This window comes from Rhizobium sp. 01N447_2, from assembly GCF_056399245.1.
Genome location: NZ_JBFTQY010000058.1, coordinates 1 through 16,286, shown reverse-complemented (window position 1 = coordinate 16,286; position 16,286 = coordinate 1). Strand labels below are relative to the sequence as shown.

Genomic DNA, 16,286 nt, shown 5'->3' with positions numbered 1-16,286 from the left:
GATGACGAAACTCAGCTACCAGCTCTATAGTGCCCGCAACTTCCAGCCTTATTCGGCGATCTTCGAAAAGCTCGGCAAATCAGGCTATGCCGAGGTCGAGGGCTTCGGCGGCATCTATGCCGATCTCGACGATGCCGGGCTGAAGAGCCTTCGCGCTGAGCTCGACAAGAATGGCCTGGTCATGGCGAGCGGCCATTTCAGCCCTGATTTCCTGGAGAAGGAAGTTCAGAAGTCGCTGAACATTGCCAAGATCCTCGGCATGGATTCGATCTATGCGCCGCATCTTGCCGCCGAGGAACGCCCGTCCRATGCTGCCGGCTGGGTCGCCTTCGGCAAGCGCCTGCAGGAGATCAGCAAGCCCTACAAGGCTGCCGGCTACGAATTCGGCTGGCACAATCATGATTTCGAATTCTTCAAGCTGCAGGACGGCTCGCGGCCGATCGAGCACATCTTCGAAGGCGCGCCCGACATTTCCTGGGAAGCCGATATCGCCTGGGTGATCCGCGGCGGCGCCGATCCCTTCGCCTGGATCGAGAAGCTCGGACCGCGCATCACCGCTGTGCATGTCAAGGACATCGCACCGGCCGGCGAGGCGACGGATGAGAGCGGCTGGGCCGATGTCGGCCACGGCAAGGTCGAGTGGGCCAGGCTGATGACGGCGTTGCGCGCCACCAAGGCCAAGCACTACGTCGTCGAACACGACAACCCGAATGACATCGACCGCAACATCAGCCGCTCGATCGCATCCTTCCAGACCTACTGAGGCTTCATCATGACCAAGGAACTTGGCGTCGGCATCATCGGATGCGGCAACATCTCCACCACTTACTTCTCACTGGCACCGCTCTTCAGGGGGCTGAAGGTGCTGGCCTGCGCCGACATCAACGCGCAGGCGGCCGAGGCGCGCGCCAAGGAATATGGCGTCAAAGCGCAGACGATCGACGAGCTTCTCGTCAATGACGAGATCGACGTCGTCGTCAACCTGACGATCCCGGATGCGCATTTCCGGGTATCGAAGGCGATCCTCGAGGCCGGAAAACACGTCTATTCCGAAAAGCCGCTGGTGCTTTCGCTTGAAGAGGGCGAGGAGCTTCGCCGCATCGCCAAGCAGAAGAACCTTGCCGTCGGCTGCGCGCCCGACACTTTCCTCGGCGGCGCCCATCAGCTCGCCCGCAAGTTCATCGACGACGGCGGCATCGGCCGAGTGACCTCGGGCGCCTGCTACGTGATGAGCCCCGGCATGGAGATGTGGCATCCCAACCCGGATTTCTTCTTCCTTCCGGGCGGCGGCCCGATCCTCGATCTCGGCCCTTATTACATCGCCAACCTGATCAACCTGATCGGCCCGGTCAAACGTGTCGGCGGTATGACCTCGATGGCGTCGCCGACCCGCACCATCACCAGCCAGCCGCGTAACGGCGAGATCATCCCGGTCAAGACGCCGACGACGATCCAGGCGCTGCTCGAATTCGTCAACGGCGCCACGGTGACGCTGACGGCGAGTTGGGACGTCTGGTCGCATCGCCACGCCAACATGGAGCTCTACGGCACCGACGGCTCGCTCTACGTGCCGGACCCGAACTTCTTCGGCGGCACCGTCGAGGCAAGCGGCCGCGACAAGGACATCAAGCCGCTCGACGCCTGGGAGCATCCATTCGGCAAGATCAACCAGGAAAGCCCGAACGGATCGCGCGCCAACTACCGCACCGCCGGCCTTGCCGACATGGCGATGTCGCTGATCGAGGGCCGCGATGCGCGCTGCTCGCTCGACCGCACGCTGCACGGCGTCGACGTCATGACCTCGATCCTGAAATCGGGCGAAGAGGGTCGTTTCATCGACCTGACCACGACCTGCACGCAACCGGCCGCGCTTGGCATCGAAGAAGCGCAGGCGCTTCTGAAGTAGAGAGCACGCACGCCTTGGGCTTGCCGTATCGGCGCGCTTGTTACAATAGTTTCGTCAACCTCGGGCCTGTCCCACGGCTGTGCGGTTCGCGCCGATGGCTGCCCCTCACCCTAACCCTCTCCCCGTAAAGGCGGGGAGAGGGGACGCGCCAAACGCAGCGTCGAGGTCGAGGTTGAGGTTGAGGAAGGCGGCGCGGCGTGTCCCTTCGCCCCGTTTACGGGGAGAAGGTGGCGGCAGCCGGATGAGGGGCAGGTGTCGGCAATCTCTTGGGCCGATAATGTCTCATGACGACCATATAGCTATTTTATCAAGGAGACATTCAGATGAGCTGGCAACCGGCCGCAGACCGTTATTCGAAAATGAAATATAACCGCACGGGCCGTTCCGGCCTGAAGCTCCCGGCCGTCTCCCTCGGCCTCTGGCACAATTTCGGCGGCGACACGCCGCATGACCGCAAAATCGATATGTGCCGCACGGCCTTCGACCTCGGCATCACCCATTTCGACCTCGCCAACAATTACGGCCCGCCTCCCGGCAGCGCCGAGACCGCCTTCGGCGAAATCATGCGTACCGAATTCGTCGGGCTTCGCGACGAGTTGATCATCTCATCCAAGGCCGGCTACGACATGTGGCCTGGCCCTTACGGCGAATGGGGCAGCCGCAAGTATCTGATCGCCTCCTGCGATCAGAGCCTGAAGCGGATGGGCCTCGACTATGTCGACATCTTCTATTCACACCGCTTCGACCCAGAAACACCGCTGGAAGAGACCTGCGGCGCGCTCGACCATATCGTCCGTTCCGGCCGGGCACTCTATGTCGGCATCTCCTCCTATAATTCGCAGCGCTCGAGAGAAGCCGCGGCAATCCTCAAGGAGCTCGGTACGCCGTGCCTGATCCACCAGCCGAGTTATTCGATGCTCAACCGCTGGGTCGAGGACGACAGGCTGCTCGATACGCTCGACGAGGTCGGCATGGGCTCGATCGTCTTTTCGCCGCTTGCCCAGGGCATGCTGACGACGAAATATCTCGGCGGCATTCCCGAAGACAGCCGCGCGGCGCAAAACCATTTCCTGAAGCGTGACTACATCCGCCCCTCGATCATCGACAATATCCGCAAGCTCAACGAGATCGCCGAAAGGCGCGGCCAGACTCTGGCGCAGATGGCGATCGCCTGGGTGCTGCGTGGCGGGCGCGTGACCTCGGCGCTGATCGGCGCAAGCCGCTCGTCGCAGATCGTCGATTGCGTCAAAGCGCTCGACAATCTCGAATTCAGCGTCGAGGAGCTTGCCGAGATCGACGTCTACGCCCGCGAGGCCGACATCAACCTCTGGGCCAAGTCCGCCGAACGCGAATAGTCACGTCAGGCCCGGAGGCAAGTCTTCCGGGCCTTTTTCTGCTATAATCTGATGTACGTACAGCAAAAAAGCACCGCCGGTCGGAGGAGACCCTGTCATGATCCGCAATCCCATTCTGCCGGGGTTCAACCCCGATCCGTCGATCTGCCGCGTCGGCGCGGATTATTACATCGCCACCTCGACCTTCGAATGGTATCCCGGCGTGCAGATCCACCATTCGCGCGACCTGGTGAACTGGACGCTGGTGCGCCGGCCGCTGGAGCGCAGATCGCAGCTCGACATGCGCGGCAATCCCGATAGCTGCGGCATCTGGGCGCCGTGCCTGTCCTATGCCGACGGGCAGTTCTGGCTGGTCTATACCGACGTCAAGCGCTACGACGGCAATTTCAAGGACGCGCCGAACTACATCGTCACTGCACCTACGATCGAGGCCGAATGGTCCGAGCCGGTCTATGTCAATTCCTCCGGCTTCGATCCCTCGCTCTTCCACGACGATGACGGCCGCAAGTGGTTCGTCAACATGCAGTGGAACCACCGCACCGAAAGCTATGGCGGCTCGCCGAAATCGCCGGCCTTCGACGGCATCCTGCTGCAGGAATGGGATCCGGCGACAAAGGCGTTGAAGGGGCCGATCAAGAACGTCTTCGCCGGCAGCCCACTCGGCCTCGTCGAGGGCCCGCATCTCTTCAAGCGCAATGGCTGGTATTATCTGACCACCGCCGAGGGCGGCACCGGCTACGACCATGCCGTCACCATGGCGCGGTCGCGCGATATCGACGGGCCCTATGAGATGCATCCGAACATGCATCTCATCACCTCCAAGGATCATCCGGGCGCAGTGCTGCAGCGAGCAGGGCATGGCCAATATGTCGAGACGCCGGAGGGGGAGGCCTATCACACCCATCTCTGCGGCCGGCCGCTGCCACCGAAACGGCGCTGCACGCTGGGGCGCGAGACGTCCTTACAGAAATGCGTCTGGCGCGACGATGACTGGCTCTATCTTGAAAACGGCACCTCAGTGCCCGATGTCGATGTGCCGGGCCTCTTTGGCGCGGTGCCGGTGGAAAAGCCGATGCGCAGCGAATACAGCTTCGATGGCGGCACGCTGCCCGCCGATTTCCAATGGCTGCGCACGCCAGAGCCCGCGCGCATCTTCAACCTGACGGATCGTGCCGGCCATCTGCGCCTGATTGCGCGCGAAAGCATCGGCTCCTGGTTCGAACAGTCGCTGGTTGCCCGCCGCCAGGAGCATCACAGTTTCCGTGCCGAGACCGTGGTCGAATTCTCGCCCGACACCTACCAGCAGGTGGCGGGGCTGACGCATTACTACAACCGCCACAAATTCCACGCCGTCGCCGTGACGCTGCACGAGACACTGGGCCGCTGCGTGACGATCCTCTCCTGCAACGGCGACTACCCGAACGGACGGCTGAGCTTTCCCGCCGAAAGCGGCGTGGCGATTGCCGCCGAGGGTCGTGTCCAGCTCGCCATGGAAATCCGCGAGAACGACCTGCAATTCTTCTGGCAGACCGAGGGCAAGGGCGCCTGGCAGCCGATCGGCCCGGTCCTCGACGCCGGTGTGATCTCAGACGAGGGCGGACGCGGCGAACACGGCTCCTTCACCGGCGCTTTCGCCGGCGTGTTTGYCTTCGACACGTCAGGCCGGGCGAAGATCGCGGATTTTGACTGGTTCAATTACGACGAGCTGTGAGGGGCACCCCTGGTCGCTTTCATCCGCGGTGGACCACGGAAAGAATGAGGTGCAGAACGAAAAAAGAAAGCCGGCGCAGGGCCGGCTAAGACGGAACGCGGCTGAACAGGGGATACTGGCCGGTTCCAAGCACTTCGTGACTGAACAATAACTTTCACTACATGCCGAGGCAGCAAAAATGGGGCGCAACGAGAACACCCGGAGACGGCTCCGCAAAGGGGTGGGCGGCGGGGCGGATGCCGGTGCTGACCTCGGCTCTCTTATCGGGCACGAAGATCACCGGATGATGACATCTGAAGCCGGTTGCTGCCTTTCTTTCGCCGGCCAACCGCTTCGGCGGGCCAACTATGTTAGCAGCGCGCGAATGCAGTGTTCATAGGCTTAAGGATGTTAAAGCGTTACAAAGGGACTATATAGCGGGCCGAAGTAACCCCCGAGAATCCGCAAGAGTCCCGCATGGCCCCCATCATTTCCGTTCAAAACCTTACCAAGACCTACGCCAATGGGTTCGAGGCCCTGAAGGGCATCAACCTAGACGTCGAAAAGGGTGAGATTCTGGCGCTGCTCGGGCCGAACGGTGCCGGCAAGACGACGCTGATCTCGATCATCTGCGGCATCGCCAATCCAAGCGGCGGCCGGGTACTGGTCGCCGGCCGCGACGTCGTGAAGGATTTCCGCGCCACCCGCGGGATGATCGGGCTAGTGCCGCAGGAGCTGACCACCGATCAGTTCGAAACGGTGTTCAATACGGTAAGCTTTTCGCGCGGTCTGCACGGCAAGAAAGCCAATCCTGCCCATATCGAGAAGGTGCTCCGCGCGCTCTCGCTCTGGGACAAGAAGGACAATATGCTGCGCCAGCTCTCCGGCGGCATGAAGCGGCGGGTGCTGATCGCCAAGGCGCTATCCCATGAGCCGGATATTCTTTTCCTCGACGAGCCGACCGCCGGCGTCGACGTGACGCTGCGCAAGGACATGTGGCATGTCGTCGAAGAGCTTCGGGCCTCCGGCGTCACCATCATCCTGACCACCCATTATATCGAAGAGGCCGAGGAAATCGCCGACCGCGTCGGAGTCATCAACGGCGGCGAATTGCTGCTCGTGGAGGACAAGGCGACGCTGATGGCCAAGCTCGGCCGCAAGCAGCTCATCCTCGATCTCACCGAACCGCTGAGCGGGCTGCCGGATTGTTTTGCCGGCAATGGACTGACGCTGGAGGCAGACGGCAACCGCCTGACCTATGATTTCGACACTGACGATGAGCAGGAAAGCATTGCGGCTCTGCTGACCCGGCTCGGCGAGAACAATATCCATTTCAAGGATCTCTCGACGCGGCAAAGCTCGCTCGAGGACATCTTCGTGGCGCTGGTGGGAGCGAGCAAATGAACGTCGAGGCCGTCAAATCCATCTATTTCTTCGAGATGGCGCGCACGCGCCGCACGCTGCTGCAGAGCGTCATCTCGCCCGTCATCTCAACCTCGCTCTATTTCATCGTCTTCGGCGCCGCTGTGGGATCACGCATTCAGGAGGTGGAGGGCGTGTCCTACGGCGCCTTTATTACGCCCGGCTTGATCATGCTGACGCTGCTTGGCCAGTGCATCAGCAACGGCTCTTTCGGCATCTATTTCCCGAAATTCACCRGCACGATCTACGAGGTGCTTTCGGCGCCGGTAGCGATGACTGAGATCCTGCTCGGTTATGTCGGGGCGGCGGCGACCAAGGGCATGATCATCGGCTTCATCATCCTCCTGACCGCCAATCTCTTCGTCGACGTCAGGATCGAACATCCCTTCATGATGATCCTATTTTTCTTGTTGACGGCGATCACCTTCAGCCTGTTCGGCTTCATGATCGGCATCTGGGCCGGTAATTTCGAGCAGCTGAACCTCATTCCCATGCTGGTCGTGCCGCCGCTGACCTTCCTCGGCGGGAGCTTCTATTCCGTCAGCATGCTGCCGCCGTTCTGGCAGGCGGTCAGCCACCTCAACCCGGTGCTCTATCTCGTCAGCGGCTTCCGCTGGAGTTTTTACGGGATCGCCGACGTCAACCCGGCGATCAGCCTGGCGATGATCACAGTGTTCCTGGTGATCTGCCTGGGAACACTCGGCTGGATCTTCAAGACCGGCTACCGGCTGCGCAACTGATCCGGCAGAAATGCCGCAATTTCAACATGAAGGATTGCTCAGCAAGACGTCATCGGTCATGGGGCAATCTGATGGTCACCAGCAATGTGCTTGGATGTGTCGCAATCGCTTCGATCTATTGTCTAATCCCGCAGCAAAGCCTGTCGCAGGAGACCGCCCATCCCATCAAGGTTACCTATGCCGTGGTGATGGAGGGAAAGGAGCCTTTCTCTGCTGAGGTGTCATGCCTTCCAGATAGCCCCTGCAGTCTCGCTGACGAAACCGATCCAACCATCGATCTCACGATCACGTTGTATTCGGGCTCAAAGGCCCATGGTGAATTGGGTATCTATTGCTTACCCAATCCTTGTTCCTTCCAGAATTCGCGATCGCGGATCGATTTCTCCGGTCGGCGAGCGACTGTCGATATTTTGTCCGGTGAGGCTGACTCTGGTATCACGACTCTGCTGGTTGTGAGGCGACGCCCGAGGATCGGTAAAGTCCTCATCTCTTACTGATTCCCCTCAGGCGCTGCTGACGAGCAACGCGCCCGATATGATGAGCAGCGTGCCGGCGGTGAGCTTGACCATGTTCAGATCAGAGGCTTCGCCGAGAAAGACGGCGCCGATTGCCAGGGTCACCAGCACGTTGCAGCTCCAGATTGGGGCGAGTTTCGAGACCGGGACGCCGTAGGCGAAGAGCGTAAAGCTGATGAGGCCGGTACCGACGGCAAAGCAGGCGCCTGATGTGGCGGCAAAGCCAAGGCCCTCGGCGGTCCAGGGGGCGGGGCGCCAGATCAGTGCGGCGATCACGCCGGCGAGCGCGCAGGCAGCGCCGAAGGCGATCAGATAGACGGCGGAGCCGGTGGCGGCGGTCGCACTCTGCTTCTGGAAGATGGCGGTGATGCCCCAGAAAATGGCAGGCAGAATGCCGCCGATGACGATCGGCCAGAGTGAATTCATTGCGAAACTCCTGTCGCACCCATGGGTCAAGGCCTCGCCTTGGGCAAAGGCCGGTCGAACATGCGGTGCCACCAGACTAGGAGTTTCTTTTTGCTCTTTGTGGTCTTGTTGTTCTTGGGCTCAAGCTGTCAGATCCGGTCGTCGCCGTAAAGCGGCGGAGCCGCAATTAGTCGCGCATACGGAGTTCGTCGGTCTGCATCTGCAGCGAGCCCAGCGTTTCCAGGAAGCTCATACCGAGCAGGCTCTGGTCGAGCCGGCCGTCCTCGGAGACGCTGGCTGCGACATTGTTGCGGACGATCGGGCCGATCGCCACCTGGTCGAGGGTGACAGGTGCTGCGCGGCCGCGGCCGTTGGCTGTCATGACCGTCATGGAATAGGTGAGGCGGGAGAGGTCGATACCGATCCGTTCGGCATCTTCGCGCGACAGCGCCACCATGCTGGCGCCGGTATCGACGAGCATCTCGATCGTCTGGCCGTTGACAGCGACATCGGCTTCGAAATGGCCGTTCAGCAGCTTGTGCAGAATGATTTCCTGGCCGCCCTCGCTTGTCGTGACGACAACGGCACGGCCGGGAACGAGACCGGCGAGCAGCCTGTTGCCGACGCCGAGTGCTTCCTGGCGATAGAGATAGACGGTCACGAGTGCCAGGATGATGACCAGCCAGATCATCATATGTCGCATCGTTTCACCGACGCTGCGCCGGCTCGCCCAGATGCCGGCCGATAGCATCAGCGCGATCGGCAGCAGGTAGACGACACGGCCGAAGTCATCACTCTGCAGGCCGAGGATGCGGCTGTTGTCATTGTTGACGATCAGCACGGCAAGGCCGATGCCGATTACGACGAGGAAGACAGTCAAACGAATCATAAAGGCCGCTCCGGCCCGGCGACGAGGCTTGATTTGATATGGTTCGGCACCGTGGCGGAACCTGCAAGCCTTGCCGGCAGCAGTGCCATGATCTGTCTTCGCTCGATGTCGGAGTAGCTCATCCAGCTGCTGATTTCCTGAAGAGTCCGCCCGCATCCGGCGCAAAATCCGGTGGCTGAAACGAGGGAGCAGAGGTGAATGCAGGGTGTTTGCATGAAGGATATATCGGAGTTTCAAAGAGCGGTGGCAAGGGCGCAAAGAGTGGCGATCTCGCAAATCTGCTGCGTCGCGCCCAGCGTATCGCCGGTGTGGCCGGCAAGCTTGCGGCGGATGAAAGCGGTGAAGGCAAGGCCTGCGATACCGGTGGCGAGCAGGCTTGCGATGAGCGGCCGCAGGCCGAAAGCCGGCCAGATCAGAAGCGCTGCGACGAGGCCGGCCGAGGCGAGCGCAAACTGCATCGCCGCCTCATCCGGCTGGCCGGTCGAGGCGGCTACGCCATCGGCCTTTGCCGGCGGCAGCCGTTGCCAGTGCCAGGCGATGGCGCCGCGACTGAGGGCCGCGACGGCGGGAATGGCAAGGGCGGCAGCGAGCGGCGAGGAATGGCCGGCGATAGCTGCAAGCGCGGCTGCGCGGATCGCGAAAGAGAGGATCAGCGCTATCGCGCCATAGGTGCCGATCCGGCTGTCCTTCATGATGAGGAGGCTCTGCTCGCGGCTCTTGCCGCCGCCAATGCCATCGGCCGTATCGGCCAGGCCGTCCTCGTGCAGCGCCCCGGTGACGAGGACCTGGACGGAAAGCGCGATCAGGGCCGCCATCAGCGGATCGGCGCGCAGCCCCAAAAGCAGGAGGAGGGCGAGTGCGGGGACAAAGCCGATGACGATGCCGGCGAAGGGAAAGGCGCGCACCAGCCGGCCAAGCCTGCCGTCATAGCCTTTGAACAGTGATTGCGGCAGGGGAATACGGCTGAGGAAGGCGACGGCGCGGGCGGTATCGACCGCATGATCCTTGATCTTCATTCTACTTCGTTCCGCCCGGAGGTCTCGGCTTATGGTCGCGGCGGCGCTTTTGGAGTTGTTCGCCTCGTCCGCCCGCTTTAAGAGAGTTGCCACCCGCAAGGAAGCTGATTTGCGTGGAAAAAACAAGAATACCCGGATTCATAGGAAAACCGCACAAATGAGCGTTTCAGGCCTGCCGTTCGACGATTTCCGTACCCTGCTCCGCGACCTGCCTGGGCCGGATGCCCGCGCGCTGGTGGCTGCCCGCGAACGCGACGCGCAACTGACGAAGCCGCCGGGCGCGCTCGGACGGCTCGAGGAGATCGCCTTCTGGCTTGCCGCCTGGACGGGCCGCACACCCGCCGTCAATCGGCCGCTGGTGGCGATCTTTGCCGGCAATCACGGTGTCACCAAACAGGGCATCACGCCCTTTCCGCCCACGGTGACGCAACAGATGGTCGAGAACTTCGCGGCCGGCGGTGCTGCGATCAACCAGATCTGTGTTGCCTATGATCTCGGGCTGAAAGTCTTCGACCTGGCGCTCGATTATCCCACCGGCGACATTACCGAGGAGGCCGCGCTTTCCGAGCGCGATTGCGCCGCGACCATGGCCTTCGGCATGGAGGCAATCGCCGGCGGCACCGACCTGCTTTGCATCGGCGAGATGGGCATCGGCAATACGACGATTGCGGCGGCGATCAACTATGCGCTCTACGGCGGTTCTGCGCGCGACTGGGTGGGACCCGGCACCGGTTCGGAAGGCGAGATGCTGGAGCGCAAGATCGCGGCGGTGGAAAAGGCGGTGGCACTGCATGGTGACCATCTCGACGATCCGCTCGAGATCATGCGCCGGCTCGGCGGCCGCGAGATCGCGGMGATGGCCGGCGCCATTCTTGCCGCCCGCATGGAGCGCATCCCGGTGCTGATCGACGGTTATGTCGCGACCGCGGCGGCGGCGATCCTGAAAGCCGCCAATCCGTCCGCGCTCGATCATTGCCTGATCGGCCATGTCTCCGGCGAGCCCGGGCATCTTCGCGCAATCGAGATGCTCGGCAAGACGCCGCTTCTGGCGCTCGGTATGCGGCTCGGCGAAGGCACCGGTGCGGCGCTTGCCGCCGGTATCGTCAAGGCGGCTGCCGCCTGTCATTCCGGCATGGCGACTTTCGCCCAGGCAGGTGTGTCGAATAAGCATTAAGGCCGCGGTGGGCGCCGTCGATCCGCACGCGTTCGCTTGCGCGCCTCAAGTGGATTCGGTATTTGCGTATTCGCTCATCAAAGAGGAGACGGCAAAGCCCCTCCCGGTCTGTGATGCAACGGTAAGAGGAGAGGGCATCTTGACGAAGCCTGCGGTGACGAAAGAGAGCGGACTTCGGCATTTCATCGCTGCCGCCAGCTACTCTTGGGCGGGCTTCCTGCGGGCGCTGAAAGAGGCGGCCTTCCGCCAGGAACTCGGTTTCTTCGTCGTTTCGATCGCGGCGTTGGCGCTGGTGGGAGCGACTGCGGGCGAGATCGTCGTCGCAGTGCTTCTGTTTCTCGGGCTCTTTTCGATGGAGGCGATGAATACCGCCGTTGAAGAGGTGATCGACCGGATTTCGCCGGAGATTTCAATCGTCGGCAAACATGCCAAGGATCTCGGCTCATTCGCGGTGACCTGCATGATCGCCGCCTGCTGCCTCTATCTCGGCTTCGTCCTCAGCAAGCACCTGTTCTTTGGATCCGGATGATTTCACGCTGGATCGGCCTGAAGTCATCCGGATCCAAGTCTAAAAATTGGAGCATGATGTTGCCCGAAAACCGATCACACTTTTCGGCATCATGCTTTAGCTGAATCAGGCAAAACTCTTGCGCTTGCGCGCGACGGCCTGAGCCTCCTCGACGGCCGGCAGGCTCTGGAGCACGCGTTTGGCGGGCAGGATGGCGATAACTTCGGTGCCTTCACGTAGCTTCGATTTCAGCAGGAACTGTCCGTCATGCTTGGCAAGGATCGCCTGGACGATCGGCAGACCGAGGCCGGTACCCTGTTCGGCGCTCTTGATGGCGATCGAGCCCTGACCGAAGGCCGACAGGACGACAGGAATCTCTTCTTCCGGAATGCCGGGTCCGTTGTCCTTGATCGAGATGTACTGTCCGCCGCCAGCTGTCCAGCCGACCTTGACGTGGATCTCGCCGCCCTGCGGCGTGAACTTGACGGCATTGGAGAGAAGGTTGAGCACCACCTGGCGCATCGACTTCTCATCCGCCCAGATGGCCGGCAGTTGCCGCTCGAACTGGTCCGAAATGGCAATGTTCTTGGCGCGGGCGCGCAACTGGACCATGCCGATGCAATCTTCGGTGATATCGAGCAGCGAAATCGCCTCTTCGCTCAGCTCGTATTTGCCGGCCTCGATGCGCGACAGGTCGAGGATCTCGTTGATGAGATCGAGCAGATGCTGGCCGGAGCGGTGGATATCGCCGGCATATTCCTTGTAGGTCGGATTGGCGAGCGGTCCCATGACTTCGGCCGACATCACCTCGGAAAAGCCGAGGATGGCGTTTAGCGGGGTCCTGAGCTCGTGCGACATGGAGGCAAGGAAGCGCGACTTGGCGAGGTTTGCCTCTTCGGCGCGGCGGCGAGCCTCGTCCGACATCGATTTCGCCACTTCCAGCTCGGCGATCAGGTCGTCCTTCTCCGACTGATAGGAGAGAATCCTGAGGTTCGACTTGAAGAGCCGGTCGCTGATATAATTGAAGAAGACAAGGGTGGTGGTGAAGGCCCCCGTCAGGCTGATTTCGAGGAGGTCGCGTGACAGGCCGCTCTTGGCGGCGAGTGCCAGGACCGCAGGTGAAAAGGCGGCGAGCACGGCCGGCGTCAGCATGAAGTTCGACATCGCCGTGACGGAGAGCGCGATCAGCAGCGTCGCGCCCTTATAAAGAATGAAGCTCGACGGCTCGCAGGTATCGCAGCCCTGCAGCGCAAAGACGGCCCAGCAGCAGCCGAGGAGGAACTGGCCGAGCAGCAGCAGCCGGCGCCATTTGCGGGCGCTCTCGGAGGTAATCTCCTGCCGGCGCGCGCGCCTTGCGAGCAGGATATTACCGGCGTGACAGGTGAGCGTCAGCAGCGCCCAGAAGAGCAATTGCGTGTTCTGGGTGAAATAGACGCCAAGCGCGGTGATGATGACGACGAAGAGGGGCATGATCGTCGCGCTCTGCAGCACCGACGCCACATACATCTTGAGCACGTCAAGATCGAAGGAGGAATTGGACGCGTGACCGGACTGAAGACGTTCGCGCGTCTGCCGCACGGCCTTGGAAACGGCCTTGTTGCGGTGGCTGCGCGACCTGTCGACGATGATCTTGTCGGTCGATGTGCTTACGCCGGTACTCATGTGCACGTTGAAACTTCATCCCAGGGTGGATAAGAGCTTAACCGGCAATTCTTAAGAAGATGTTTGCCATCTTTGCCAAGGATTTGTTTTTTAAGGAGGCGAAAGCGTGACACGGGGCCTGCGCCTGATTCGCGACGGCGTGACCGCTTTTGCCCTGCTGGCGCTCGTGGCGCTGATCGCCGCCAAGCTCAACGATACAGCAAAAATCGAGCATGCCGGCGCCTTTCATGCTGCCGACGGCGACAGTCTGACATTGGGAGACGAACGTTTGCGCCTCGAAGGCATCGATGCGCCGGAACTCAACCAGAGCTGCGAGCGGGCGGGGAAAGCCTGGGCCTGCGGGCGCGCGGCGCGCGAGGCGCTGCAGGACATGGTGCTGGCATCGGGAACACTTTGTCAGGGCAGCCGGCGCGACCGCTACGACAGGCTGCTCGTCATCTGCCGGAGCGGGGCAGGCGGTGACATCAATGCCGCAATGGTGCGCCGGGGTATGGCCATTTCCTATGGTGGTTATGGCAAACAGGAGGCCGAGGCGAGGGCTCAGAAGGCAGGCCTCTGGGCCGGAACTTTCGAGCGGCCGCGCGACGTGCGCAATCATGCGCACCAKAGGTCGGGTTTCGACGGCGCCCTGCGTTTCATCGCGCAGATCGTCGGATGGGAGTAAAGTCATGACCGACGAAGCCATGCTGGAGACGCTCCGGCGGGAGATCGTCTCCTGTCGGATCTGTCGTGACACGCCGGCGAAAGGCCCTGAACACCGGCTGCCGCACGAGCCGCGGCCGGTGGCGGTGATCTCGTCGAGCGCGCGCATCCTGATCGCCGGGCAGGCGCCGGGGCTTCGGGTGCATGAGAGCGGCCTGCCATTCGACGATGCCTCGGGCGACCGGTTGCGGTCATGGCTCGGCGTTGACAGGGCAAGCTTCTACGACCGCGGCCGATTCGCCATCGTGCCCATGGGCTTCTGCTTTCCTGGCTATGACGACAAGGGCGCCGATCTGCCGCCGCGGCGCGAATGCGCGCCGTTCTGGCGGCAAAGAGTGATCTCAGCCATGCCGCAAATCGAACTGGTGCTGGTCATCGGCCAATATGCGCAGGTCTGGCATATGGCCGGTGAAAAGCGGGACAATATGACCGAGACGGTGCGGGCATGGCGTGACTGTCTTCTGTCCGACCGATCGCCGGCCGTGCTGCCGCTGCCGCATCCGAGCTGGCGCAACAGCGGCTGGCTGAAGCGCAATCCCTGGTTCGAGAAAGAATTGCTCCCGGTCTTGCGGGAACGGACGAAAACGCTGCTTTCCTGAAACAAAATTCTTTTAGTTGCGCGGAATCGAGTTATACAAAGAAAATAATTCGAAAGGACTGTTGTGCGCATGGACCGCCTCGACCGAAAAATACTGCGTCTTCTGCAAGAAGATTCGACGCTTGCCGTTGCCGATCTCGCCAAGAAAGTGGGTCTCTCGACGACGCCATGCTGGCGGCGCATCCAGAAGATGGAAGAAGACGGCGTCATCAAGCGCCGAGTCGCCATCCTCGATCCGGAGAAGGTCAACACCAAGGTCACCGTCTTCGTGTCGATTCGCACTGCCACCCATTCGATCGAATGGCTGCGCCGCTTTTCCGAGGTGGTCGCCGAATTCCCCGAAGTGGTGGAATTCTACCGGATGAGTGGTGATGTCGATTATCTCTTGCGAGTCGTCGTGCCCGATATTGCCGCCTATGACGCCTTTTATAAGCGGATGATCGCCAAGATCGAGATTCGCGACGTTTCCTCCGCCTTTGCGATGGAGCAGATCAAGTATTCGACGCAGCTGCCACTCGACTACATGATTCTCGATAATGCCAAATCCAACGAGGATTGAAGTCAAGCGTGCGGCCGTGACCGCACGCGACACTGCAAAGTCCAGCGCGGCCTCATACCAGGCGTGAGTCTGCGACCTCGGATATGCCCGTTGGAGGCGACTTGTGACATCCTGGCCGCACGTGGGAATGCCAGTTAGCAAGGCCGAGTTTGGGGATGTGCGGTCCCCCGACTGAAAAAAGCCTCAAAAATAGCGAAAAAACGCTCAAATCGAACCAAATTCCTGGAAAAATGAATAGYCTGGTAAGGATTCTGGGGTTATGGTCGATAAAACCAGTGGGCGACATGTCATAATTTTGTCTCATTGGTATCGAATTCAGAACACTATGTTCTAAACCGCCACCTTGTTTGTGCTTGTTAGCCGGCGGTAGAGTTTATGCGCTTCACCAGTATGTTCGACGGGGTCGGACGGTGGAGAATTTGACAATGGGTGTAGCGTGTGCGGCTTGCGATGGAGGATCTCCGTCGCGGAGCCGTTTTGCATGTTTTTCGTATAAATATTTGAAATTGTTGTATAAAAATCACGTTGCCGGGGAAAGTAGCCCGTGAGAACCCATCTGGCGTATATCGACAATTGCTTGATAGAGCCTTGTATGTGATGACGGTTTGGCGGTTCGATCGATCCGCACGCCGAGATGGCTGTTCAAACTGGGCCGGCTTCAAATCGACTACCCGATCTGAAGCCAGCCCCGATCGACAAAGGAATGGATTGGTAAATGAACATCAGAATGGTTTTGCTTGCATCAGCAGCAGCATTTGCTGCATCGACGCCGGTTCTTGCAGCTGACGCTATTGTTGCTGCTGAGCCGGAACCGGTTGAATATGTTCGCGTCTGCGACGCTTACGGCACCGGCTACTTCTACATCCCGGGCACCGAAACCTGCCTCAAGATCGAAGGCTACATCCGTTTCCAGGTCAACGTTGGCGAAGATGTCGGCGGCGATTCGGACTGGGATGCCGTCACCCGCGGTCAGGTTCAGTTCACGGCCAAGAGCGACACCGAGTATGGTCCGCTGACCGGCGTCATCGTCATGCAGTTCAATGCTGACAATGCCACCGATCAGGACGCCATCCTCGACTCCGCTTACCTCGACGTCGCGGGCTTCCGCGCCGGTCTGTTCTACAGCTGGTGGGACGATGGTCTCT

18 protein-coding genes are annotated in these 16,286 nt (G+C 61.0%); 13 read left to right on the top strand and 5 right to left on the bottom strand.

The window, feature by feature from the left end; genetic code table 11:
• The first annotated feature begins 1 nt into the window (after nt 1).
• The 7 genes from AC1ECN_RS28720 to AC1ECN_RS28690 all read left to right on the top strand — a co-directional run bounded on the left by AC1ECN_RS28720 (nt 2) and on the right by AC1ECN_RS28690 (nt 7,610).
• Complete coding sequence (locus AC1ECN_RS28720; RefSeq protein ID WP_477954861.1) at nt 2–763, top strand: sugar phosphate isomerase/epimerase family protein; 762 nt, start codon at nt 2–4, stop codon at nt 761–763.
• A gap of 9 nt (nt 764–772) precedes the next feature.
• The gene (locus tag AC1ECN_RS28715) at nt 773–1,906 is read left to right on the top strand and encodes a Gfo/Idh/MocA family protein (protein WP_130664714.1); all 1,134 of its coding nucleotides are present in this window, start codon (nt 773–775) and stop codon (nt 1,904–1,906) included.
• Nucleotides 1,907–2,229: 323 nt separating this feature from the next.
• Nucleotides 2,230–3,261, top strand: a complete 1,032-nt coding sequence (gene mgrA / locus AC1ECN_RS28710) for an L-glyceraldehyde 3-phosphate reductase (protein ID WP_018074630.1) — start codon at nt 2,230–2,232, stop codon at nt 3,259–3,261.
• A 97-nt stretch (nt 3,262–3,358) separates the two neighbouring features.
• On the top strand, nt 3,359–4,972 hold the full coding sequence (locus tag AC1ECN_RS28705; protein ID WP_477954859.1) for a glycoside hydrolase family 43 protein: 1,614 nt from the start codon (nt 3,359–3,361) through the stop codon (nt 4,970–4,972).
• Between the two features lie 456 nt (nt 4,973–5,428).
• Complete coding sequence (locus AC1ECN_RS28700) at nt 5,429–6,355, top strand: ABC transporter ATP-binding protein (protein ID WP_018074632.1); 927 nt, start codon at nt 5,429–5,431, stop codon at nt 6,353–6,355.
• The gene (locus AC1ECN_RS28695; protein WP_477954857.1) at nt 6,352–7,113 is read left to right on the top strand and encodes an ABC transporter permease; all 762 of its coding nucleotides are present in this window, start codon (nt 6,352–6,354) and stop codon (nt 7,111–7,113) included. The genes AC1ECN_RS28700 and AC1ECN_RS28695 overlap by 4 nt, the downstream gene beginning before the upstream one ends.
• A gap of 71 nt (nt 7,114–7,184) precedes the next feature.
• Nucleotides 7,185–7,610, top strand: coding sequence for a hypothetical protein (locus tag AC1ECN_RS28690; protein ID WP_018074634.1), 426 nt, complete (start codon nt 7,185–7,187; stop codon nt 7,608–7,610).
• 6 nt (nt 7,611–7,616) lie between these two features.
• Here AC1ECN_RS28690 and AC1ECN_RS28685 read toward each other — a convergent pair whose 3' ends face one another.
• The 4 genes from AC1ECN_RS28685 to AC1ECN_RS28670 form a co-directional block, all read right to left on the bottom strand.
• Complete coding sequence (locus AC1ECN_RS28685; protein WP_130661733.1) at nt 7,617–8,054, bottom strand: EamA family transporter; 438 nt, start codon at nt 8,052–8,054, stop codon at nt 7,617–7,619.
• 166 nt (nt 8,055–8,220) lie between these two features.
• Nucleotides 8,221–8,922, bottom strand: coding sequence for a TIGR02281 family clan AA aspartic protease (locus AC1ECN_RS28680; protein WP_130661732.1), 702 nt, complete (start codon nt 8,920–8,922; stop codon nt 8,221–8,223).
• Entirely contained in the window at nt 8,919–9,137 is a 219-nt protein-coding gene (locus AC1ECN_RS28675; RefSeq protein WP_130661731.1) for a DUF1289 domain-containing protein, read from the bottom strand. The genes AC1ECN_RS28680 and AC1ECN_RS28675 overlap by 4 nt, the downstream gene beginning before the upstream one ends.
• Before the next feature lie 18 nt (nt 9,138–9,155).
• On the bottom strand, nt 9,156–9,938 hold the full coding sequence (locus AC1ECN_RS28670) for an adenosylcobinamide-GDP ribazoletransferase (protein ID WP_130661730.1): 783 nt from the start codon (nt 9,936–9,938) through the stop codon (nt 9,156–9,158).
• A 157-nt stretch (nt 9,939–10,095) separates the two neighbouring features.
• On the opposite strand from AC1ECN_RS28670, the gene cobT reads away from it, so the two are divergent.
• Both cobT and AC1ECN_RS28660 read left to right on the top strand, forming a co-directional pair.
• Complete coding sequence (cobT, locus tag AC1ECN_RS28665; protein WP_477954855.1) at nt 10,096–11,112, top strand: nicotinate-nucleotide--dimethylbenzimidazole phosphoribosyltransferase; 1,017 nt, start codon at nt 10,096–10,098, stop codon at nt 11,110–11,112.
• Nucleotides 11,113–11,251: 139 nt separating this feature from the next.
• Complete coding sequence (locus tag AC1ECN_RS28660; RefSeq protein WP_018074639.1) at nt 11,252–11,641, top strand: diacylglycerol kinase; 390 nt, start codon at nt 11,252–11,254, stop codon at nt 11,639–11,641.
• Between the two features lie 105 nt (nt 11,642–11,746).
• Here the strand turns inward: AC1ECN_RS28660 and AC1ECN_RS28655 are convergent, their stop codons facing one another.
• Entirely contained in the window at nt 11,747–13,282 is a 1,536-nt protein-coding gene (locus AC1ECN_RS28655) for a sensor histidine kinase (protein WP_075224922.1), read from the bottom strand.
• A gap of 106 nt (nt 13,283–13,388) precedes the next feature.
• Here AC1ECN_RS28655 and AC1ECN_RS28650 point away from each other — a divergent pair, with 106 nt between their 5' ends.
• The 4 genes from AC1ECN_RS28650 to AC1ECN_RS28635 form a co-directional block, all read left to right on the top strand.
• Nucleotides 13,389–13,946 (top strand): thermonuclease family protein, encoded by a 558-nt coding sequence (locus AC1ECN_RS28650; protein WP_477954854.1) that lies wholly within the window; start codon nt 13,389–13,391, stop codon nt 13,944–13,946.
• A gap of 4 nt (nt 13,947–13,950) precedes the next feature.
• Nucleotides 13,951–14,583: a uracil-DNA glycosylase family protein gene (locus AC1ECN_RS28645; protein WP_130661729.1), complete on the top strand. Its 633-nt coding sequence runs from the start codon at nt 13,951–13,953 to the stop codon at nt 14,581–14,583.
• Nucleotides 14,584–14,652: 69 nt separating this feature from the next.
• Entirely contained in the window at nt 14,653–15,141 is a 489-nt protein-coding gene (locus AC1ECN_RS28640) for an Lrp/AsnC family transcriptional regulator (RefSeq protein WP_003540387.1), read from the top strand.
• Between the two features lie 715 nt (nt 15,142–15,856).
• Nucleotides 15,857–16,286, top strand: a 430-nt coding sequence (locus AC1ECN_RS28635; protein WP_477954853.1) for a porin, incomplete at its 3' end; no start/stop codon positions are given.